The following is a 22,846-nucleotide window of genomic DNA, read 5'->3' as shown; positions in this document are numbered from 1 at the left end:
GCCACCTGCCCGATGGGTGTGGCCGGATATCCCGAACGCCGTCATTCGATCTCCTTTGATCGAGTAAGCGAGGCAGGGCTCTGCACGAGTGGTGTGAACGTACACACTATGCGATGTGTGATCTGGTCAGATAGAACCTTAAGTAGGATCTCTGATCAATGCGCTATCTGTGTGAACGTACACAGTAACGCGGCGTGAGGGTCCACTCAGCCGTCCGGTTGGTGGGGGTGTGGGCGGTATCGGCCGGTTTCCAGCCGCCGATGCCGGCCACAACCCCAGGCGCCCTGCGCTTTACGTCGAGTCGCGAACGACGAGCTCGGTCGGCAGTATCACCGTGGCGGGCCCCTCGCCGTCGATCTGTGCGAGCAGCTGGCGCACCATGACCTCGCTGATGCGATTCCACGGCTGCCGGATCGTGGTCAGCGGGGGACGGGCGGTCAGCGCGAGCGGTGCGTCGTCGAACCCGCCGACGGCGACGTCGGCGGGCACCCGGCGGCCGGCCCGATCGAGCGCTGTCAACGCACCCGTTGCCATCAGGTCGGAGGCGACGAACACCGCGTCGAGGTCGGGCACGCGCTCGAGCAGTTGTTCCATGCACGACTCGCCGCTCGCCCAGCTGTAGTCACCCGTCGCCACCAGCCGCTCGTCGTAGGCGATGCCGTGCTCCGCGAGCATCTCGCGATAGCCGACCAGCCGTTCCAGCCCGCCGGGGGTGTCCTCGGGGCCCGCGATGGTCGCGACGCGCTTGCGGCCGGACTCGAGCAGGTGGCGCACCATGTCCCTGGCGCCCTCGCGTTCGTCGACCGCCACGTAGGACACCGTGCCGCGCTGGCCGAGTGGCTTGCCGCAGCACACGAACGGCAGTTCGGCCTGGCGCAGCTGCTCGATCATCGGGTTGTCCCGGTGGGTGGAGATCAGCAGCACGCCGTCGACGGGGCTCGCCGAGAGGTAGCGGGAGATGCGGCGGCGTTCGGCGTCGGTGCCCGCGGTGATCAGGACGAGGGGGAGGTCGTGCTCGGCGAGCGCTTCGGTGCAGCCGCGCAGCAAAGTGGTGAAGGTGGGGTCCTGGAAGAACCGGTCCTGCGTCTCCGAGAGCAGGAACGCCACCGAACCCGCGCGCTGGGTCACCAGGCTGCGTGCCGCCCGGTTCACCACGTAGCCGAGCTTGCGGATGGCGGCGTTGACCGCCTCCTGCGCGGCGGGGCTGACGTTGTGCCCGCCCTGCAGAACGCGTGAGACGGTGCCACGGGAGACACCGGCCTGCGCCGCGACGTCGTGGATCGTCGGCGGGCGCTTCCCGCGTGCCCGTGTCCGCCTGTGCGGCGTCGTCTCCGTCATCGGTTCCTCATCTGTCGTCACCCGTGGTCACGACTTTACGGCCCCGGACAGCAGATCGACGCGCCAGTAGCGTTGCAGGCCCAGGAACAGCGCGATCAGGGGAACGATCGACAGCAGCGACCCGGTGATCACGAGCGTGTAGAGGGCCGGAATACCGGCACCCTGCTGCAGGAGACCGAACAGGCCCACCGTGACCGGGAACAGCCGGTCGTCGCCGAGCATGATGTACGGCAGCAGGAAATTGTTCCAGATCGCGACGAACTGGAAGAGGAAGATCGTCACCAGCCCCGGCCGCAGCATCGGCAGCGCGATCGACGTGAACAGCCTCAGCTCGCGCACGCCGTCGACGCGCGCCGCTTCCAGCACCTCGTCCGGCACCGCGGCCGCGGCGTAGACACGGGCGAGGTAGACGCCGTACGGGCTCAGGATGCTGGGCAGCAGTACCGACCAGTAGGTCCCCGCCATCCCCACCTTGGCCAGCAGCAGATACTGCGGAACGGCCAGAGTGATCGGCGGCATGAGCACACCGGCCAGCAGTACCGTGAAGATCACGCCACTGCCACGGAACCGGAACTTCGCCAGCGCGTAGCCGCTCACCGCCGACACCGCCGCCGACAGCAGCGCGCCCACCCCGGCGTACAGGACGGAATTGGCCATCCAGCGCCAGAACACCCCGTCGCGGTAGGCGGTCAGGTCGCCCAGGTTGTCCAGCAAGCCGGAGCCTGGCAGGAAGGTGAACGTGCTGAACAGCTCGTCTCTGCTCTTCGTGGCGGCCATGACCACCCACAGCACGGGGACGAGGCAGTAGACAGCGCCCAGCAGCAACACCGCGGTCGGCAACCAGGCGGTCCGGCGAGTCCGCGCCTTGCTCATGACGTGGGCTCGCTGGTGCGCTTGTTGACGAGCTTGAGGAACCCGAAGGACAGCACCAGCGTCGTCACCGCGATCACCACGGCGGTCGCCGCGGCCGAATGCAACCCGCCTTGGACGAAGGCGTCGCGGTAGACCTTCATCAGCGGGCTCCAGGTGGAGCTCAGTGAGTTGGTCAGCGGGCTCAGCGTCATCGGTTCGGCGAACACCTGCAGCGTCGCGATGGTGGAGAAGAAGAAGGTGAGCACGAGCGCGGGCAGCACCATCGGGACCTTGATCCGCAGCGCGATCTGGATCTCCGAGCAGCCGTCGAGCCTGGCCGCCTCGTACAGCTCGGCCGGGACGGCCCGCAGCGAGGTGTAGAGGACGACCATGTTGAAGCCGGTGCCGCCCCACACCGCGATATTGGCCAGCGCCAGGTACAGCCCGCCGCCGCTCAGCAGGTCCGGTCCGCTCAGTCCCACCGCCCGCAGCAGGAAATAACCGGGACTGATGCTCGGCAGGTACAGGAAGCCCCACAGCAGCGAGCCGATGACGCCGGGCACCGCGTACGGCAGGAAGATCGCCAGCCGGGACGCCGCGCGGAACCTGATCCGCGCGGTGTCGAGCAGCAACGCGAACAGCAGCGCCAGTCCGAGCATCAAGGGCACGAGCAGCGCCCCGTAGCGCAGCACCCGGCCCGCGCCCGCCAGCAGTTCGGGATCGGTGAGCGCGGACGAGTAGTTGCTCAGGCCGGCCCATACCTCCTCGCGGGCTTTTGTGCCGAGGCCGAGGCCTTTCACCCGCACGGTGTGCAGGCTCAGGTGGATCGCGTAGCCGATCGGCAGTGCGAAGAAGAGTCCGAACAGGACGATCGCGGGCGAGAGGAAACCATACGGCGCAAGCTGTCTGGTGGTACGGGGAGACGCCATGGCCCCTCAGCCCTCGACCTTGAAACCGTTCTTCCGCATGTCGCCGACCGTGGCCTGCTGCACGGCGGTGAGCGCGGTGAGGAAGTCCGACTTGTCTTGCGCGGCCTTGCCGAAGGTGTCCTTGAACGCCGAGTAGGCGACGTTGACGTTGGGACCCCAGCTCGCCGCGGCGGCGCCCTTGGCGATGTCGGCGGCGAGCCGGTAGAACTCGGGCTGGTTGCCGAAGAACTCCGGTGTGGTCAGCGCGCCGCCGGTCTGCGCGTCGGTGGCGGCCGGATAGATGCCCGCTTCCTTCACCAGCGCGGTCACCGCCTCGGGGGCGGTGTTCAGCCAGGTGACGAACTTGGCGGCCACTTCGGCCTTGCCCCGCTTCGCCGCGCTGCCCGTGACGCCGGTGGCCGAGCCACCCCAGCTGCCGGTCTTGGCCGCGCCCGGCGTCCACTGCGGCAGCGGGGCCATCTTCCATTTGCCCTTGGTGTCCGGTGCGGCGGTGGTCAGCGTTCCCGGCGCCCAGACCCCGCTCACCCAGGCGATCTGTGTGCCGTCGTTGAGTGCCTTGTTCCACGCCGGCGTGTACATCGGCTGGTTGTCGAGCACGCCGCCGGCTACCGCGGCACCCCAGAACTCGGCGACCTTGCGGGACGGCTCGTCGTCGACGGCGACCTTCCAGGTGTCGCCGGAGGTCGTCCACCACGTCGCGCCTGCCTGCTGGGTCAGTCCGGCGAACAGGCCGGCGTCGTTGCTGGAGAAGGTGGTCAGCACGCGCCCGGGGTCCTTCTGCTTGAGCGCCCGTGCGGTGTCGGCGAACTCCGGCCAGGTCGTGGGCACCCGCAGCCCGAGCCGCGTGAAGAGGTCGTCACGGTAGAACAGCGCGAGCGGGGCGGTGTCCTGCGGGATCGCGTACACCGCGTCCCCGCCCAGCGTGACCTGTTTCCAGATGTTCTCCGAGAACTTGTCCTTCGCCGCGCCCGCGTACCGCGTGATGTCGGTGAGCACGTCGTTGGAGACCAGCGCCGGGACCATCTGGTACTCCGCCTGCACGAGGTCCGGCCCGGTGCCCGCCCGCTCGGCCGTGATGACCTTGGGGACCATGTCGTCGCCGCCTGCCTGCTTCTGCACGGTGACCTTGACGTCGGGATGACCCGCGTTCCACAGCTCGACGACCTTGTCCAGATTGGGCGCCCACGACCACACGGTCAGTTCGACCGGCCCGCTCACCGTGGCGGGCTGGTCGCCGCCGCACGCGGTCAGAGTCAGCGAGCCGATCAGGGCGATGGCTGCGAGAGGGACGCGGCGCTGCATCCGATCCTCCGGGGTCGAGGGCGAAAGGTGGGCTGGTGACTGTGCACGCTCACAGTACGGTCGCCGATGCAACTCTTGTCAAGAGTGCTGCTCATGCGGTTACCTGGGTAAAGGTGATGAGAATTCACTGTGCACGATCACGGGAACAGGGGTGCGAATGGCGTGGCAATGGCCTGCCGGATTGGACGCACTGGCGTTCGGCGGCGACTACAACCCTGAGCAGTGGCCGAAGCCGGTGTGGGAGGAGGACGTGCGCCTCATGCGTGAGGCCGGGGTGACCATGGTCAGTGTCGGCATCTTCACCTGGTCACTCGTCGAGCCCCTGCCGGGCCAGTACGACTTCGGCTGGCTGGACCACCTGCTGGAGCTGTTGCACGCGAACGACATCCGCGTCGACCTGGCGACGCCGACGGTCGTGCCGCCCGCGTGGTTCTACGAACAGCACCCCGACGCGCTGCCGGTCACGCGCGACGGCGTACGCCTGGCGTTCGGTGGCCGTGGGGCGATCTGCCACTGCAATCCCGCGTACCAGCGGGCCATCGTCTCGATCGCCGAGCAGCTCGGCGGCCGGTACGGCACGCATCCGGCCGTCGCGCTGTGGCATGTCCACAACGAGTACGGCGTCCCGGTCAGCGCGTGCTACTGCGACGACGCCGCGGCCGCGTTCCGCCGCTGGCTGACCGCCCGCTACACCACGGTCAAGGAGCTCAACGAGGCGTGGGGCACCGTATTCTGGGGCCAGGTCTACAACTCCTGGACCCAGGTGCAGCCACCGCGGCTCACCCCGACCGCGTGCAACCCGGCGCAGCAGCTCGACTGGGCGCGGTTCACCAGCGACGCGCTGCTGGAGAACTTCAAGCGGGAACGGGACGTGCTGCACCGGCTGTCGCCGGGCATCCCCGTGACCACGAACTTCATGACGGCGCTGTCGCAGTGTGAGTCACTGGACTACTGGGCTTGGGCGCGCGAGGTCGACATCGTCACCAATGACCACTATCTCGTCGCCGAGGCCGAGCGGACCCACGTCAACCTCGCCATGACCGCGGACCTCACCCGCTCGCTGGCGAACGGGGAGCCATGGCTGCTGCTGGAGCACTCGACCGGCGCGGTGAACTGGCAGCCGCGGAACCTCGCCAAGCGCCCCGGCGAGATGGCCCGCAACAGCCTGGCGCACGTGGGACGCGGTTCGGACGGTGCGATGTTCTTCCAGTGGCGCGCGTCCCGCTTCGGCGCTGAGAAGTTCCACTCGGCGATGCTCCCGCACGCGGGCACGGAAAGCCGGACCTGGCGTGAGGTCGTGCGGCTCGGTCGCGACATCGGCGCGCTCGCCCCCGTCCGAGGCAGCCGGGTGCGCGCGGACATCGCGATGCTGTGGGACTGGGAGTCATGGTGGGCGCAGCGGCTGGAATGGCGGCCCAGCATCGATCTCGACGCCCGCGAGCGCGCCGACGCGTGGTACGCCGCCGTGTACGACCGCCATCTGACGCTCGACTTCGCCCACCCCGAAGCCGATCTGAGCGCCTACTCGATGGTCGTCGTGCCCGCGCTGTACGTCATGACCGAGGCCGCCGCCGCCAACCTGCGCCGGTACGTCGAGGAGGGCGGGGTGCTGGTCGTCTCGTGCTTCTCAGGAATCGTGGACGAGCGTGACACCGTCCATCCCGGACCGTGCCCCGGCGCGCTGCGTGACGTGCTGGGACTGACGGTGGAGGAGTTCGCCCCGCTACGCGCCGGTGAGCGGATCCGGATCGACAACGGGACGACGGCGAGCGTGTGGTCGGAGTACCTCACGCTCCGTGGCGCCGTGCCGGTGTGGTCCTATGTGGATGGTCCGGTCGCCGGGCGGCCCGCGGTCACCCGGAATTCGATCGGCGGTGGCTACGCTTGGTACGTCTCGGCGTGCCTGGACGCGGACGGCCTCGACGCCGTGCTCTCCGAGGCGATGCCGGACGCCGGGCTCTCCGCGTCCGACCTGCCCCGTGACGTCGAAGTGGTCGAACGCGACGGCGTCGACGGCCGGTACTTGTTCATGATCAACCACACCGATGCGGACGTCACCGTTCCCGTCGCCGCGCGAGGCGCGGAACTGCTCACGGGGGAGAGCGTCGACGGGTACGTCGTGGTGCCCGCTGGGGGAGTCCGTGTCGTCGTCCAGCCGCCGGTCGCCACGAGGGCAGCGGAGCGGCGACTGCCTCTTCCTCGCCACGAAAGTGCGCCGGATCTCGGCGTTTTCGAGCAGTGACAAGGTGGCACCTTGGCGCGACCGGCTCAATCGATTTCGGGCAATTACAAGCTGGCCGTGTCAGCCAAGACCTCCGGTCAGCTCAGCGCCGCGCAGGTGACGGTCACCGACGCCGCGGGCACCACCCGCACGCTCACCATCCCGGCGTCGAGTGGCTGGACGCGCCGCGAACTCGCGGGCATCCCACCGGCCGCCGGAGCCGCCACCGTCACCATCCGGGCAGCGAGCGGAAACGGGTATCTCTCCGTCGATGGCCTCGAGCTCGTCATAGCCGGCTGAGTCTCGCACCGAGCGTGCGCGTTCTGGGACGTTGGGCGGCCCAAAACGCGCACGCTCGACCCCGGGACCGGTTCCCACGCGGGAAGCCGGGGCCTTAACCGGCCATACCACTCACGGCCGTTTCGGCCAAGGCGTTGTGTTTGCCGGGACTGGGTTCTACCGTGAAATCGAATCGCTTCGATCCTCAGCTCGACGAGGACCGGCCGATGAGGCGCACTCGGCCATCCAAGCTTCTCCGTCAGAATTCCTTTGGAGGCAAGGCATGTCCCCGCTCACCCGCCGGACCTTGTTGAAGAGCGGCGTCGCCGCCGGGGCGGGGGCCGCGCTGCCGCTGGCCGTCACCGCCCAGGCCGTGGCGGATCCCGGCGCACCGGCCGAGATCCGCTGGCTCGACGGCAGGCCTCCCGGCGAGCCGGTCGGCGTGACCTGGGGAGTGCCCTGGCCGAAAGGGCGGATCCAGCCGGGGCAGTCATTCGGCCTGCGTACCTCCGGCGGCGTCGAGGTGCCGGTGCAGAGCTGGCCGATCGGCTACTGGCCGGATGGTTCGCTGAAGTGGAGCGCGCACGCCGTGCCCGCGGGCGCACCGGCCGCCGAGCGGTACCGGCTGGCTCCGGGGCCTGCCGCCGCACCGGCCAGTGCGGTCACCGTGACCAGGCGGTACGGGAAGATCGTCGTGGACACCGGTGTGCTGCGCTGCGTGCTCAACACCGACGGCAAGGTGCTGATCGACGAGGTCGCCCGTGGTGGCCGGGTCACGGCGAGGACGGGCGAGCTGGTGTGCGTGCGCCAGAACGAGACCGGCGAGCTGGACGGGGGCGTGCCCAGGCAGGAGCGTTACAGCGGTGAGGTGCACCGGGTGACGGTCGAGCAGAGCGGGCCGGTGCGCGCGGTGGTGCGGATCGAGGGCAAGCACCGCGCCGAGCGCGGCGGCCGTGAATGGCTGCCGTTCACGATCCGGTTGTACTTCCACGCTGGCGCCGAGAACTTCCGGATGGTGCATAGCTTCGTCTTCGACGGAGACGCCGACAAGGACTTCATCCGCGGCCTCGGGGTGCGGTTCCGGGTACCGCTGACCGACGAGCCGCATAACCGCCACGTCCGGTTCGCCAGCGCGGATGGCGGCCTGTTCACCGAAGCGGTGCGCGGCATCACCGGGTTGCGCCGCGACCCCGGCGCCGCCGTGCGGGCGGCACAGGTCGCTGGCAGGCGCACGCCCGAGGTGTCCACATGGGACACCAGGGTGAGCACGCGGCTGAACCTGATCCCCGCGTGGGGTGACTACAGCCTCAGCCAGCTGACCGCCGACGGCTACGCCATCCGGAAGCGGACCAAGGCGGGCCGGGGCTGGGTCCATGCCGCCGCGGGCGCTCGCGCGGGTGGTTTCGGCTATGTCGGCGGGGTGAGCGGCGGTTTCGCCTTCGGGATGCGTGACTTCTGGCAGTTGCATCCCACCCAGCTCGACATCCGCGGCGCGGCGGGGGAGTCGGCCGAGGTCACGCTGTGGTTGTGGTCGCCGGACGCCCAGCCCATGGATCTGCGCTTCTACCACGACGGCATGGGCATGGACACCTATCCCGAGCAGCTCGAAGGCCTCGAGATCACCTACGAGGACTACGAACCGGGGTTCGGGAACCCGTACGGTGTCGCGCGCACCAGCGAGCTGACGTTCTGGGCGCTGGGCGCCACGCCGTCGGCCGAGCGGCTCGCGGCCCAAGCCGCGGTCGTGCGGTCCGCGCCGCTGCTCGTCACCACACCTCAGTGGATGCGCGACGCCGGTGTCTTCGGCGACTGGTCGCCGGTCGACCGGTCCACCCCGGCCAAGGCACAGCTCGAAGACCGGCTCGACTTCCTCTTCGGCTTCTATCGCGACCAGGTCGAGCAACGGCGGTGGTATGGCTTCTGGAACTACGGCGACGTCATGCACACCTACGACAACGACCGGCACGAGTGGCGTTACGACGTCGGCGGATACGCCTGGGACAACTCGGAACTGAGCACCGACCTGTGGCTTTGGTACAGCTATCTGCGCAGTGGCCGTGCCGACGTCTTCCGCATGGCGGAGGCGATGACCCGGCACACCGGCGAGGTGGACGTCTACCACATCGGGAAGTACGCGGACCTCGGCACGCGGCACGGCGTGCAGCACTGGGCGGACAGCGCCAAGCAACTGCGGATCAGCACGGCGGCCAACCGCCGGTTCCTCTACTTCCTCACCGCGGACGAGCGGATCGGCGATCTCATGCACGACCTGGTCGACGCCGACAAGACGTTCCTGGCGCTCGACCCGCTGCGCAAGATCCGCACCGAGCCGTATGAACCCGATCCCCACGCGCTGGCGATCGGGCTGGGTACGGACTGGGGAGCGCTGGCGGCGGCCTGGTTCACCGAATGGGAGCGCGGCGGCGACCCGGTCGCGAAGACGAAACTGCTGAACACGGCGACCGCGATCGGCAAGCTGCGCAACGGTTTCATCACCGGTGAGGGCCGGTACGACCTCACCACGGGCACGTTCGCGACCGACACGGTCGCGGTGTCGGTCTCCCATCTCAGCTCCGTGTTCGGGCTGGTCGAGATGTGCAGCGAGATCATCGCCGCCGCGAACCTGCCCGAGTTCGAGCGCGCGTGGCTGCAGTACTGCACGCTGTACAACGGCACGGCCGAGGAACAGATCGCCGCGGTCGGGCAGTCGTTCGGCAGCCTCAACCTCAAGCAGGCGCATTCCCGGCTCACCGCGTACGCAGCCGCCAAGAAGAACGACCCCGCGCTGGCGGCGCGCGCCTGGGCCGAACTCGCCAAAGGGGAGGCCGGCTATCCGGCGTCGTCACCGTGGCGGAGCACGAAGGTCACCGGGCCGTCGGTGCTGAACCCGGTCGACGAAGCCACCTGGGTGTCGACCAACGCGACCGCGCAATATGGGCTGGCCGCCATCCAATGCCTGGCACTGGTCGGCGATCGCATGCCTGCCGGGTGATGGCCGGGAAAGCGCCTTCCGAGACGACCCTGCCCTGGAAAAGGGCCATTGTCCCGCCGTGTGAGCTCAGCTAACATCGCCGTAACACGGAGCCGATTACGTATCAGCGGTTGATCTTTTCCTGTTCGGTCGTCCAGTGCACGCCACCGTCCGAAAACCAGCCGGGTAACCAGGTCTGGCCAGCGTCGAAGCGCTTCGATTTCTTGAGCTGTGGAGTACTTATGAGCAGAACAAGTCTCATTGGCAGGCTGCGCCGTATTGGCATGTTCGCCATGACGGTCGCCCTCTCGGCAGGGCTAGCCTCGCCGGCGGCCGCGGAGAGCCTGGACGACTATCCGTTCCGCGATCCGGCACTGCCGCTCGACGCGCGCGTGAACGATCTGGTGCAGCGGCTGACGCTGGCGGAGAAGGTGTCGTTGCTGCACCAGTTCCAGCCCGCGATCCCGCGGCTGGGTGTTCCCGAGTTCAAGACCGGCACCGAAGCGCTGCACGGGCTCGGCTGGACGACGGAGCGGACGAAGGGCGACGTCGTGACCGCCAAGGCCACGGTCTTCCCGCAGGCGGTCGGGCTGGCGTCCACCTGGGATCCGGCGTTGATCAAGCAGGTCGGTTCGGTGGTCGGCGACGAAGCCCGCGGCTACCACTCGGTGGACCCCGGCTTCTGGGGACTGCAGTTGTGGGCACCGGTGGTGAACCTGCTGCGTGACCCGCGCTGGGGACGCAACGAAGAGGGCTACTCCGAGGACCCGATGCTGACCGGCGCCATCTCGACGGCGTACGGCAAGGGGATGACCGGCGATGACCCGAAGTACCTGAAGGCCGCTCCCGTGCTCAAGCACTACCTGGCCAACAACAACGAGGTCGACCGCTCCACCACGTCGTCCAACCTGCGGCCTCGCGTGCTGCGGGAGTACGACCAGCAGGCGTTCAAGCCCGCGATCTCCGCCGGCGCCGCGACCGGGGTGATGGCCTCGTACAACCTCGTCAACGGCCGCCCCGCGACCGTCAACCCCGACCTCGACGACGCCGTGCGGTCCTGGACGGACAAGCCGCTGTACAACGTCAGCGACGCGTTCGCGCCGTACAACCTGACCGGTTCCGAGCAGTACTTCGGGACGAACGAGGAAGGTTTCGCCGCCTCGCTCAAGGCCGGGCTCGACAGCTTCACGGTCGACGACTTCCGTCCCGGCCCGACTATCGAGATCATCAATTCCGCGCTGTCCAAGGGATTGCTCGCCGAATCGGACATCGACAACGCGGTGAAGCACGTGCTGAGCGTCCGTTTCCGGCTCGGTGACTTCGACCCGGACGGCGGCCCGTACGCCAAGATCGGCAAGGACGTGGTGAACAGCCCGGCGGCCAGGGCACTCGCCCGCAAGTCGGCCGGTGAAGCCATGGTGCTGCTGAAGAACGACCGCGGCGTCCTGCCGCTGGACCCGAAGCGCGCGGTCGCGGTGATCGGGCCGCTGGAGAAGACCCAGTACACCGACTGGTACTCCGGCGGGCTGCCGTACTCGGTGACCCCGCTGGACGGAATCAAGGCGCGGCTGGGCGGCGGCGCGCAGGTCACCGACACCGAGGCCGTCGACCGGATCGCACTGCGCGAAGCCGCGACCGGCAAGTACCTCAGCGGCGGGGCAGGCGACGCCGGTGCGGTGCTCAAGGCCGGTGCCACCACCGCGGGCGCGACCGAGCAGTTCGACACCTTCGACTGGGGCCAGGGCGTGCTGACTCTGCGCAACGTGGCCAACGGCAAGTATGTCGAGCGGCAGGAACTGGGCGCGGCCACCAGCCCGTTCGCGAACCAGGCGCCGCAGCCGCGGGGCTGGTTCGCCCACCAGCAGTTCAAGCTGGAGGACGCGGGTGACGGCACGGTGGTGATCAAGTACACCGGCTACGAGACCTCGAACGGCTGGGACGGCCCGAACAACTATCTGACCGTCGCCGCGGACGGCACGCTGACGCTGGGCTCCCCGGACGCGGCAGGCGCGACCAAGTTCCGCAAAGAACGGATCACCTCGGGCATCGACAGCGCGGTGCGCGCGGCGCGCGCCGCCGAAACGGCGGTCGTGGTCGTGGGCAGCATGCCGTTCATCAACGGCCGTGAAGACCACGACCGCACCACGATGGCACTGGCGGAGAGCCAGAGCGCGTTGATCAAGGCCGTCCGCCAGGCCAACCCGAACACCGTCGTGGTGGTCGAGAACAGCTACCCCACGACGCTGAACTGGGAGCAGGCGAACGTGCCGGGCATCGTGTGGACCACACACGCGGGCCAGGAGACCGGCAACGCGCTCGCCGATGTGCTCTACGGCGACGTGAACCCCGCCGGCCGCCTCACCCAGACCTGGTATCGCTCGGCCGGTGATCTCCCGAGCATCCTGGACTACGACATCATCAAGCGTGACCGCACCTACCAGTACTACAACGGCGATCCGCTGTACGCCTTCGGCCACGGACTGTCCTACACCGACTTCCGCTACAGCGACCTGCGACTGGGCGCACCCGGTCCACAAGGGACGTTCGACGCGACGGTGAAGGTGACCAACACCGGCAAGCGCGCGGGCGACGAGGTGGTCCAGCTCTACACCCACCAGCGCGTCTCCCGCGACGAGCAGCCGAACAAGCAGTTGCGCGCCTTCGAACGGGTGAACCTGCGGCCGGGTGAGACCAAGACGGTCCGGCTGTCCGTACCGGACCTCAGGCATTGGGACGTCACCCGTAACAAGTGGGTGCTCGAGACGGCCACCCACGACGTGATGGTCGGCGCGTCCGCTTCGGACATCCGGCTGACATCGCCGCTGTCCGTGCGCGGCGAGCAGATTCCGCCGCGTGACCTCACCAGTGAGACCAGGGCGATCGACTTCGACGACTACTCGGGCGTCGACCTGGTCGACGAGAGCAAGGCACTCGGCGACGCGGTCGGGGTCGGCGCGGGGGACTGGCTGCGGTTCAAGGACGTGGACTTCCGTTCCGGCGCCAGGACGTTCACCGCGAAGGTCGCCCGCGCCGAGTCCGGAACGTCCACTGTGGAGATCCGGATCGGCGGCCCGAACGGCAGGCTGGCCGGAACCGCGCAGATCGCGAGCACCGGTGACAAGTACAAGTACGTGACCACCACGGCGTCGATGTCGGGGCTGACCGGCAGGCAGGACGTCTACCTCGTGTTCAAGTCCGATGCGCGTATCAGCAAGTTCTCGCTGCGCTGAGTCCGAGTGAACCAAGGAGACGTGTCGTGGTGAAGATCCGGCGGCAATGGCTGGTCTGTGCGCTGCTGGCAGGCATGGTCGTGCCGCCTGCCACTCCGGCGCTGGCGGGAACGCCTGTCTGCGGCACGCCACCCGGCCGCGACCGGCAGGTGCTCTGGTACAACCAGCCGGCCACCGATTGGGAGGGCCAGACCCTGCCCATCGGCAATGGCGCGCTCGGCGCCACCGTCTTCGGCGGTGTCGGGCAGGAGCACCTGCAGTTCAACGAGAAAACGCTGTGGTCCGGCGGCCCCGGTGCCGATCCCGCCTACACGGGTGGCAACTGGGAGTCGCCGAGGCCCGGCGCGCTGGCGGAAGCGCGCAAGACGATCCTGGAAAAGGGTCCCCAGCAGCCAGAGGCGATGGCCGCGTTGCTGGGGCAGCCGAAACGGGCGTACGGCAGCTATCAGCCCTTCGGCGACGTCTACCTCGACGGCGTCGAACCGGCCGAGGTCAAGGACTACCGCCGGGAGCTGGACATTTCCCGCGCGGTGAGCCGCGTCAGCTATGTGGCTGACGGAGTGCGGTACACGAGGGAGGCGTTCGCGAGTTATCCGGACGGCGCGATCGTCGTCCGGGTCAGCGCGGACCGGCGGGGTGCGGTGTCATTCACCACGAGGCTCACCTCGCCACATCAGCGCGCGGTCGTGTCCGCGGCCGGCGGCCGGTTGACGCTGGCAGGCAAGCTGGCGGACAACGGCATGGCGCTCGAGGCGCAGGTGCTGGTGCGGAACCAGGGCGGGGTTCGCACCGAATCGGCCGCCGGGGTGAAGGTGGCCGGTGCCGACTCGGTGACGCTGGTGCTGGCCGCGGGCACCGACTACGCCCACCACTACCCGGACTATCAGGGCGAGGCCCCGCATCAGCGGGTCGGTGCGACCGTCGACTCCGCGGCGAGGAGGTCGTTCGACGACCTGCTCGCCCGGCATGAGCGTGACTACCGGGCACTGTACGACCGGGTCGCGCTCGACATCGGCCAGCAGATGCCCCAGGTGCCGACCGACAAGCTGCTCGCCGCGTACACCGGAGGGCAGGGCGCGGGGGACCGCGCGCTGGAGGCGCTGTTCTTCAACTACGGCAGGTATCTGCTGGTGAGCTCGTCCCGCCCCGGATCGCTTCCGGCGAACCTGCAGGGCGTCTGGAATCAGTACCCGTCGGCGCCGTGGTCGGCCGACTACCACGTCAACATCAACCTGCAGATGAACTACTGGCCCGCGGAGGTCACCAACCTCGGCGAGACCACCCCGCCGCTGTTCGATTTCATCGACCGGCTGCGGCCCCGCGGCAGGGAAACCGCCAAGTCGATGTTCGGCGCGGGTGGTTTCGTGCTGCACAACGAAACCAACGCCTTCGACTTCACGGGCGTGCACGACTGGCCGACCGCGTTCTGGTTCCCCGAGTCCGCGGCCTGGTTGACGCGGCACCTCTGGGAACACTACGAGTTCACCCAGGACCGGAAGTTCCTGCGCGAGAAGGCCTACCCCATCCTGCGTGACGCGGCGCGGTTCTGGCTCGACACGCTGGTGGCCGATCCCCGTGACGGGAAGCTCGTCGCGGTGCCGTCCTACTCACCCGAGCACGGGCCGTACACCGCCGGAGCGGCGATGTCGCAGCAGGTGATCTGGGACCTGTTCACCAACCTGCTCGACGCGGGCGAGGTGCTCGGCGGCGACCAGGCCTTCCGAGCGGGTGTCGCGGCCGCACGCGCGAAGCTCGATCCCGGCCTGCGCATCGGGTCTTGGGGACAGCTGCAGGAATGGAAAGAAGACCTCGACGACCCCGCCGACACCCATCGGCACGTCTCGCAGCTTTACGGGCTGCATCCTGGCAGGCAGATCTCCCCGCTCACCACACCGGACCTCGCGGCGGCCGCGGCGAAATCGCTGGCCGCGCGCGAAGGCGGCCCGGACGCGAGCGCGCCAGGCTGGAGCCGGGCGTGGAAGGCCAACTTCTGGGCCCGGTTGCAGAAAGGCGATTCCGCGTTCGCCGCCTTGCGTGATCAATTGCGTTTCCAGACTCTCCCGAATTTGTGGGACACCCACCCGCCGTTCCAGATCGACGGCAATTTCGGCGCGACCGCCGCGGTGGCCGAAATGCTGGTGCAGAGCCAGACCGGAACGGTGCACCTGCTCCCGGCGCTGCCCGCGGCCTGGCCTTCCGGGCGGGTGGACGGGTTGCGGGCACGCGGTGCTTTCACCGTGGGTGCCACCTGGCGAGCGGGGCAGGCGGCCGAGCTGCGGCTCTGCGCCGACAAGGGAGGAGAGGTGACGGTGAAGAACAGCCTCTTCACGTCGTCATTCCGGGTAGTCGACGCGCGCACGGGCACAGCGGTGCGATGGACGCGAACCGGTGCCGACACCATCCGGCTGGTCACGCGGCCGGGCGGTGCCTACCTCATGACGGCGGCGTAGGCCCGGGACTGCCCGCGCGATAGGTCGATGCTGCGTGACCTGGGCCGACCGCTGTCGTGTCGTCCGTCCAGGTACGCGTGTCGTCCCCTCTGTGTACGCGTGTCGTCCGTTCAGGTACGCGTGTCGTCCGTCTGTGCACGCGTGCCGTCTGACCAGGTACACGTAATGGGTCGCGGCCCATGTTCAAACCCACCCATCACAGCCACGGCGGCCCGACCGATGTACGTGGATGGACGCCATCCGTACGCAGATGGACGACACGCGTGCATGGATGGACGACACGGTCGTCGATGTCGCCGGCCTGACCCGTACAAAAGCCGAACCGCGCGACCTTGGGTCGCGCGGTTCGGCTCTGTACTCTCGGCGGTGATCAGCCTGCTGGGGTGAGTGTCCGGCTCACCTGGCGCCGACGCCGCTCATGATGGCGTTGATGATGCCCTGCTGGGTCACCGCCAAGGTCCTTCGGTTGAACAGCCCGAACCCGTACCGGCCGGTTTCGCCGTTGTCCCAGTAGACGGTGGTGGCCCCGTACTTCTTGGCGGTGGCCGCGATGGCACGCGCGAAGTCCGCGCGGTACCTGTTGTTCGACGAATCGAAGGACGACTTGTCGATCGAGCCGTATTCGCCGACGACCACCGGGTATCCCTTGGTGACGAACTTGTCGCGCATCAATTTCAGTTGCGAATCCAGGTAGTCCTCCTGTCCCCAGGTCGACCTCTTTGCCGGGTTGGTCGCTCCTCGTCCCCATTGCGTGATGGTGCCGGTTGTCTCTCCGGCGAAGTCCCAGGGGCTGTAGTAGTGAACGGAGATCATGATTCTTTGTTCACTGCTCGGAATGGAAGTGGACCGATATCGGTCTGTCGGCAGTACGAACCCGTAATTGCCCGCGGTGAAGTCGATGTTCGTGTTCCAGCCTGGAACGAGCAGCCAGCGCGATCCGTTGTTTCCGCCGGTCTTTCGCACGGTGTCCACGAAGATCTGGTTGTAGGCGTTGATGTTGGAATAGCAAGGCTGGGTCGGGCGGCCGTACTGACCGTCGAACTCCTCGTTCATGGACTCCAGGATCAGGTGCTGGTCGTACCCTTGGAACCTGGTCGCGATCTGCTGCCAGACCTTCTGATATTTGGCCTTGATCGCTGTCTGGTTCGACGAATCGCAGATCAGCCAGGAGCCGCCGATGGACTTGTAGCCGTCACCGTGCATGTTGATCATCACATACAGGCCGCGGCTGTATGCGTAGTTGGTGACCTGCTGGACTCGGTTCAGCCAGGCTGAATTGATCTTGTAGTCCGGTCCGGGGCCGATGTTGTTGAGGTAGGAGACCGGGATTCGTATCGATTTGAATCCGGCCGCCTTCACCTTGTCGATGAGGGCTTGCGTGATTGCCGGTTGACCCCATGCCGTTTCGTTCGGGACACCGTTGATGTTGGCTTCCAGCTGGTTTCCCAGGTTCCAGCCCGCGCCCATTTCGGCGACTATCTGCGCGGCGTTCAGCGGCTTGACGGTGTCGGCCGATGCTTGATTTGTCAAGCAGGTCATGGATGCGGCGACCGCCAGTGCGATGGCAAGAAACGCGGGTCTGATCTTGCTTGCTTTTGAAACCATGAACATTCCCTCTCCGCCGGTTTAGTGGTGTGATCCAAGAAGATCTGCCCCGCATGGGCGCGGTGGTGATCGTGGCGTCGGCATGAGCGTCCGATGCTCGACACGACCGTCTTGTCGACGAGCCTGTCCGGCGCGATCGGCTTGGCACGAGAGGCTATGACACCCCGTGGGGAGGGTGTCCGGTAGCGCGCCTCGGAAAACGTATTCGAACATGCTTGATCCGTGCAGTCAAGACATTCGAAACCCGCCTATCGGGCGGCCTCGATCCCTTGCCTGGGTACTCGGAGGGGTGGGCCGGCAGTACTGCCGCGCGCCGCTCCGGGCAGCCGCGACACCCCGCGCCCACGGCTGTGCACGTTCACAGAAGTTCGCGTCCAAGGGTTGCGCATCCCGCTCAGATAAGGTTCTATCTTTGCTGGAACTGCGCGTAGTTGGTTGTGCACGTTCCCAGATTCCCGTCCCTCCTGTCACGTCGTCGATCAAGGGAGATCGAATGACCGTGTCCCGCGCCGGTTGCCCGGCGAGCGCGGCTCAATCCGAAGCCTGTTTCGCGAGGAGAACCGACGGCTGGATCCGTCGCTCGCTCGCCGCCTCCACAGTGGACGTCCACGCAGGAGAGGAATGAGGCATACCATGCCGTTTGATACGAAGTCGCGAATCGGGATGCTCGTGGTGGCCGTCATGGCGGCGGTGACAACCGCGGTCCAGCCCGCGGTGGCCGCCACCGGCGACGGATCACCTGCCGACGCCAACATCAGGTACTTCGGCCGGTGGGACACGCGGTCGACCGGTGCCTACGTGTCCGAGTGGGCGGGCGCCTACGTGGTGGTCGGCTTCACCGGCACCACCGTGAAACTGCGTCAGCGCAACAGCATCGATTTGTTCACCAGCATCGACGGCGGGCCTTGGGTGTCGCGAACGAACGTCCGGGGGATCGTGGACCTGACACCGGCCAGGTTGCCGGCAGGCACGCACACGATGCGAGTGTCCTACCGGCCGGTCGCGGGTTCGTACCACGGCGACGCGGTGTTCCAGGGCGTGATACTGGATTCCGGTGCGCACACGGTGCCGCCGAGCGTGCCCTCCCGGATCATCGAGTTCATCGGCGACTCGATCACGGTGGGGCAGCGATCCTCCAAGCAGGCGCTGACCGCGTACGGTTGGCTGGCCGCGGAAAAGCTGGGAGCGGCTCACACCCAGATCGCGGTCGGCGGTGCGTGCCTCTATCCGGCTTCCGACGGGTGTGTCGGCATGCGGGACAGGTTCCTCAAAATGGGCTTGAGCGCCGGCGCGCCGGAGTGGGACTTCACTCGTTACCAGGCCGGCGACGTGGTGATCAACCTCGGTACCAACGACAAGTCGCACGGCGTCTCGGGATCGCAGTTCCAGAGTGCGTACATCACGCTGCTGCAACGGGTCCGTGCGAAGTACCCGAACGCGCGCATCTACGCGATGGAGAACTTCTACCAGCGTTACGCCGCTGAGACGAGGGCCGCGGTGGCCGCCCGCACCAACGCCGGCGACAGCCAGGTCCGGTTCATCGACACCGAGGGCTGGATCAACAAAGCCACCGACACGGTCGACGGTACGCATCCCAACGACGGCGGTCACCAGAAGATCGCGGCCAGGCTCGCGCCGATTCTCGGTTGAGGCGCGGCGCCGAGCGCGACCGCGAAGACCCAATCCCGATTTTGGAGCGAAGTCATGACCCGTGCACTGTTGATCGCCGCGGTCGTAGCGACCACGACTGTCGTGGTGGGAAGCGGGGTTGCCGTCGGCAGTCCCGCGGCCGCGAACGTCTACTACGTCGCTCCGGCGGGCAGCGACAGCGCCGCCGGGACGCAGGCCGCCCCCTGGGCGTCGATCGCACACGCTCAGGCGGTGGTCCGGCCTGGCGACACGGTCTATTTCCGGGGCGGCACCTATGCCTACAGCGGTGCGAACGCCAACTGCAAGAGCCAGACGGACAAGGTGGACGCGATCACCCTGAACAAGAGCGGCGGTCCGGGAAACCTGATCCGCTACTGGGCGTTTCCGGGGGAGCGGCCTGTCTTCGACTTCTCGCGGGTGCGGAACGACTGCCGCATCAAGGGTTTTGACGTGACCGGTGACTGGATCCACCTCAAGGGATTGGAAGTCAAAGGGGTACCCCAGAACAACAACCGGAACCATGAATCCTGGGGCGTCTGGATCTCGGGCAGCAACAACGTCTTCGAGCTGCTCGACCTGCATCACAACATGGGACCCGGCTTGTTCATCCAGGATGGGGGCGGCAACCTCGTGCTCAACTCCGATTCCCATGACAACTACGATCCACGTACGTCCAACGGTGCCGGCGAAAGCGCGGACGGGTTCGGTGCGCACATCTCGGCCAACCACCCCGGTAACATCTTCCGCGGCTGCCGCGCGTGGTGGAACTCCGACGACGGTTTCGACCTCATCAATGCCTTCTCGTCGGTGACCATCGAGAAATCCTGGACCTGGCGCAACGGATACCTCCCAGGCACGACCACGGCATCCGGCAACGGGAACGGTTTCAAAATGGGCGGCTACGGCGGCAAGTATGTCCGCGACGGCGCCAAGCACACCCTCCGCGAGTCAGTGGCGTTCAACAACAAAGCCGCGGGCGTCTACGCCAACCACCACACGCTGGCCAACGACTACTTCAACAACACCAGCTTCTCGAACCACTCCGATTTCAACATGCTCGGGATCAATTCCATTGGCGGCGCGGTCGGTCTCGGCAACCTGCGCAACAACATCGCCTACAAGGGCACCTTGCTGTCGAACATGTCCGGAGCGAACGCCGCGTACAACTCGTGGAACCTGAACATCACTTTGTCGGACACCGAGTTCCGGAGTGTGTCGACGTCCGGCTGGGACGCGCCTCGCCAGGCAGACGGCAGCCTGCCCGTGCTGCCTCATCTGCGTCTCGCTTCGAACAGCGCCCTGATCGACAAAGGCACGAACGTCGGCCTGCCCTTCGGTGGACGGGCACCGGACCTCGGCGCCTTCGAGAGCTAGTGATGTCTGCTCGGCAGGCAAGTTCAGAAGGAAGAAGGACGATGTGATCTCCAGACCCGGATCCTGGTTCGGCCCGATGGCGGCCGCCTCTGCCCTTGTGCTCGGCGCCACGGGAATCGCCGATGGCGCGGCCACGGACCTGCAGACCGTGGCCGAGGTTTCTTCGACGCCGGCACAGACGATCCAGAACATCGGTGCGTCGGGTGCCTGGTGGGTCAACGATCTGGCCCGCTTTTCCCCTGCCACCCGGCAGCGGGTCGCGGAACTCCTGTTCGGGCCAGATGGAATTCAGCTGTCGGCCTATCGGTACAACATCGGTGGCGGCGGGGTCGGTGTGGCCGCGGGTGACCGTGCGCCGCAGTCGCTCATGATCTCACCTGGCCGCTACGACTGGAGCCGGGATCCGGGCGGCACGACCTTCCTGCGCTACGCCGCCCAGTACGGCGTGCCGGACATCGTCGGCTTCGTCAACAGCGCTCCGGCGGCGTGGACGAGCAACGGCAAGAGCTGTGGCGGGAGCCTGAAGCCGGGCTCGACCCAGGCGTACGCCACCTACCTGGCCGACATCATCACCCACTTCGCGGCTGAGGGAGTGTCGATCGATCACCTCAGCCCGATGAACGAACCGCGCGTCTCCTTCTCCGCCTGCACTCAGGAAGGCATGCTGGTTCCCGTCGGCCAGCGTGACGACATCGTGCGGGCGGTGGGGCAGGTGCTGGCGTCACGGTCGCCGTCCACGCGGATCATCGCCGACGAGTCCGACCATGTCGACAAATTCCTCTCCGAAGTCCCCCAATGGATCGGTCAACCCGGCACCTCGCGGTACGTGGCAGCGCTGGCCCACCACACCTACGACTTCCCGAACGATGCCACCCTCGCGAAGATACCCGCGCTCGCCAAGCGGTATGGCAAGACCTCGTGGGCGACGGAAGTCTGCTGCTGGAGCAACAGCACGACCCCCGCTTACGGCGCGCAGTACGATCCCACCATCACGGGCGGTCTCGCGATGGCCGGCATCATGTACCGGGATTTCACCGTCGCCAATGACTCGGCGTTCCACTGGTGGACCGCCCTGTCCAAGGTGATCGGCTGTAGCCCTGGCAGCAGCCCGGCGTGCGCCACCACCGTCAACGACAAGGGCTACAACGACGGGCTGATCTACTACGACCCCGACTACGCGAGCAACGGAAACCAGAACCTTTACCTGACCAAACGGTTCTACGCGCTGGGCCAGTACAGCAAGTTCGTCCGCCCCGGCTCCGTTCGCCACCCCGTGACGGGCGCGCCGAACGGTCTGCAGATCATGGCCACGTCCTCCGGGGGTACCTGGACACTCGTCGTCACCAACCTGAGCAAGAGCGCCCAGTCCGTCAGCGTGCGACTGCCTTCCAGTGGCATTTCGGCGAGCGGCGCTTACCGCACCAGCGCCAGCGAGAACCTGGCCACGATCGGTTTGCCGTCCGTCTCGGCTGACGTCGCCTCGCTGAGCCTGCCTGCGCAAAGCATTTCCACCTACGTCTTCCGCGCCGGTGGAACGACTCGACCGCAACGCTGACGCGTCAACCGGCCGTGCTGGGAAATCGGGGCGCCCGTAGCCGCGGTCCCAACCTCTCGAAGCAGGCGGCGCACGGGAAGGGGTGAACCCAAGGTCCACCCCTTCCCATTCCCCTCCGGCAGGACTTCGTCAGTAGTGCCCGCGGTTCGAGAACGTCGTCCCACCGTTCTCGTGCCACTCGATGTAGTAGAGCGAGTCCACCTGCATAGTGGGGCACGGGTCGTAGTGGACCCTGACCCACATCGCGTACTCCTCGCACGTGACCTTGGTGTACGCCGTGGCCCTCGCGGTGGACTGGAGCGAGGCCCGATTGTTGTTGGTGGGGCAGCCGCCGGCCTTCTTGTAGTTCATCGCCCACTGGAAGTTGGAGCGCCCACCTTTGGCGTCCGTCTTCGCGTCGACCTTGCTGTATACACAAACACGGCGGTTCGCCGCCGCGTCCGCGCCCGGTGCGGCGATCGCGGTCGTACCCGCCACCGCCAGAAGCGTCATGAGGGCGGTCACCGCTCGCTGCGCGAAAGTTCGCTGATGCATTGCAACTCTCCGCTCTTCTGATCGACCTGACATCGGAGTTGGCCGTGCCCGGTGGAAACCGGGCCGCGCGACGCGAGAGCAGCCGCGCGACCCGGGGGTTTTTGGTTACCTGGTCAGCACTTCGTATAGAAGCCGATGTACTTCACGTCGTCTTCCCACCGGCCGAGGTTCGCCGATTGGAAGCTCGGTGCGATGCAGCGGTTCTGTCCCTTGGAGTTCCACATCCTGAAGTAGTAAGGGGTGAGGTTCTTGATCGACGACACAGTGCGCGACTCGGAGTTCGCCCTGAAGTCAAGTTTCCTGTTCAACTGGTTCTGGTCATCCCAGAAACGAGTTCTGAATCCCTGGAAGTTCTTGTCCACGTAGAAGCACACTTGCGCCTCACCGCACGTCTCCACCGCTTGTGCAGGACTCGCTACTACCGCTGTTGAGGTTCACCCCGGGTAGTGGACACCGAGTTAGCAGGACCAGTCGTCCTGTTGAAAGGATGTCCTCATGCCTCCTCGCAAGCGCCGTTCGTACACGGCCGAGTACAAGATCGAGGCTGCCCATCGTG

Annotated in this window: 15 protein-coding genes; 8 read left to right on the top strand and 7 right to left on the bottom strand. The window is 67.1% G+C overall.

Annotated elements, in window-relative coordinates:
- Positions 1-291 precede the first annotated feature (291 nt).
- From ACFV15_RS25750 to ACFV15_RS25735, 4 genes are read right to left on the bottom strand one after another with little or no spacing between them, the layout of a single operon-like run.
- Positions 292-1,338: a LacI family DNA-binding transcriptional regulator gene (locus ACFV15_RS25750; RefSeq protein ID WP_378353160.1), complete on the bottom strand. Its 1,047-nt coding sequence runs from the start codon at positions 1,336-1,338 to the stop codon at positions 292-294.
- A 27-nt stretch (positions 1,339-1,365) separates the two neighbouring features.
- The gene (locus ACFV15_RS25745; protein ID WP_378353159.1) at positions 1,366-2,211 is read right to left on the bottom strand and encodes a carbohydrate ABC transporter permease; all 846 of its coding nucleotides are present in this window, start codon (positions 2,209-2,211) and stop codon (positions 1,366-1,368) included.
- The gene (locus tag ACFV15_RS25740; protein WP_378353158.1) at positions 2,208-3,119 is read right to left on the bottom strand and encodes a carbohydrate ABC transporter permease; all 912 of its coding nucleotides are present in this window, start codon (positions 3,117-3,119) and stop codon (positions 2,208-2,210) included. Before ACFV15_RS25740 ends, ACFV15_RS25745 begins: the two co-directional genes overlap by 4 nt.
- Before the next feature lie 6 nt (positions 3,120-3,125).
- Positions 3,126-4,421, bottom strand: coding sequence for an ABC transporter substrate-binding protein (locus ACFV15_RS25735; RefSeq protein WP_378353157.1), 1,296 nt, complete (start codon positions 4,419-4,421; stop codon positions 3,126-3,128).
- A 157-nt stretch (positions 4,422-4,578) separates the two neighbouring features.
- Between ACFV15_RS25735 and ACFV15_RS25730 the strand changes: the two genes are divergently transcribed.
- The 5 genes from ACFV15_RS25730 (at position 4,579) to ACFV15_RS25710 (ending at position 15,572) form a co-directional block, all read left to right on the top strand.
- Positions 4,579-6,663: a beta-galactosidase gene (locus ACFV15_RS25730; RefSeq protein WP_378353156.1), complete on the top strand. Its 2,085-nt coding sequence runs from the start codon at positions 4,579-4,581 to the stop codon at positions 6,661-6,663.
- Between the two features lie 57 nt (positions 6,664-6,720).
- Positions 6,721-6,942: a hypothetical protein gene (locus ACFV15_RS25725; RefSeq protein WP_378353155.1), complete on the top strand. Its 222-nt coding sequence runs from the start codon at positions 6,721-6,723 to the stop codon at positions 6,940-6,942.
- 262 nt (positions 6,943-7,204) lie between these two features.
- Complete coding sequence (locus tag ACFV15_RS25720; RefSeq protein ID WP_378353154.1) at positions 7,205-9,913, top strand: Tat pathway signal sequence domain protein; 2,709 nt, start codon at positions 7,205-7,207, stop codon at positions 9,911-9,913.
- Between the two features lie 221 nt (positions 9,914-10,134).
- Positions 10,135-13,122, top strand: coding sequence for a glycoside hydrolase family 3 C-terminal domain-containing protein (locus tag ACFV15_RS25715; RefSeq protein ID WP_378353153.1), 2,988 nt, complete (start codon positions 10,135-10,137; stop codon positions 13,120-13,122).
- A 26-nt stretch (positions 13,123-13,148) separates the two neighbouring features.
- Complete coding sequence (locus ACFV15_RS25710; protein ID WP_378353152.1) at positions 13,149-15,572, top strand: glycoside hydrolase N-terminal domain-containing protein; 2,424 nt, start codon at positions 13,149-13,151, stop codon at positions 15,570-15,572.
- A gap of 396 nt (positions 15,573-15,968) precedes the next feature.
- On the opposite strand, the gene ACFV15_RS25705 is transcribed toward ACFV15_RS25710, so the two are convergent.
- The gene (locus ACFV15_RS25705) at positions 15,969-17,183 is read right to left on the bottom strand and encodes a glycoside hydrolase family 5 protein (RefSeq protein ID WP_378353151.1); all 1,215 of its coding nucleotides are present in this window, start codon (positions 17,181-17,183) and stop codon (positions 15,969-15,971) included.
- A gap of 627 nt (positions 17,184-17,810) precedes the next feature.
- Here ACFV15_RS25705 and ACFV15_RS25700 point away from each other — a divergent pair.
- From ACFV15_RS25700 to ACFV15_RS25690, 3 genes are read left to right on the top strand one after another with little or no spacing between them, the layout of a single operon-like run.
- A complete protein-coding gene (locus ACFV15_RS25700; protein WP_378353150.1) occupies positions 17,811-18,827 on the top strand; it encodes a GDSL-type esterase/lipase family protein in 1,017 nt (338 codons plus the stop codon).
- Between the two features lie 54 nt (positions 18,828-18,881).
- A complete protein-coding gene (locus ACFV15_RS25695; RefSeq protein ID WP_378353149.1) occupies positions 18,882-20,201 on the top strand; it encodes a right-handed parallel beta-helix repeat-containing protein in 1,320 nt (439 codons plus the stop codon).
- A gap of 43 nt (positions 20,202-20,244) precedes the next feature.
- On the top strand, positions 20,245-21,756 hold the full coding sequence (locus tag ACFV15_RS25690) for a glycoside hydrolase (protein ID WP_378353148.1): 1,512 nt from the start codon (positions 20,245-20,247) through the stop codon (positions 21,754-21,756).
- Between the two features lie 129 nt (positions 21,757-21,885).
- Here the strand turns inward: ACFV15_RS25690 and ACFV15_RS25685 are convergent, their stop codons facing one another.
- Both ACFV15_RS25685 and ACFV15_RS25680 read right to left on the bottom strand, forming a co-directional pair.
- Positions 21,886-22,290 carry a hypothetical protein gene (locus tag ACFV15_RS25685; RefSeq protein ID WP_378353147.1) on the bottom strand — a complete coding sequence of 135 codons (405 nt, stop codon included), beginning with the start codon at positions 22,288-22,290 and terminating at the stop codon, positions 21,886-21,888.
- Between the two features lie 113 nt (positions 22,291-22,403).
- On the bottom strand, positions 22,404-22,688 hold the full coding sequence (locus ACFV15_RS25680) for a peptidase inhibitor family I36 protein (RefSeq protein WP_378353146.1): 285 nt from the start codon (positions 22,686-22,688) through the stop codon (positions 22,404-22,406).
- Positions 22,689-22,846 lie beyond the last annotated feature (158 nt).

The organism is Amycolatopsis sp. NPDC059657, from assembly GCF_042734395.1.
Classification (GTDB): domain Bacteria; phylum Actinomycetota; class Actinomycetes; order Mycobacteriales; family Pseudonocardiaceae; genus Amycolatopsis.
This window is presented reverse-complemented; position numbering and strand designations above follow the sequence as displayed.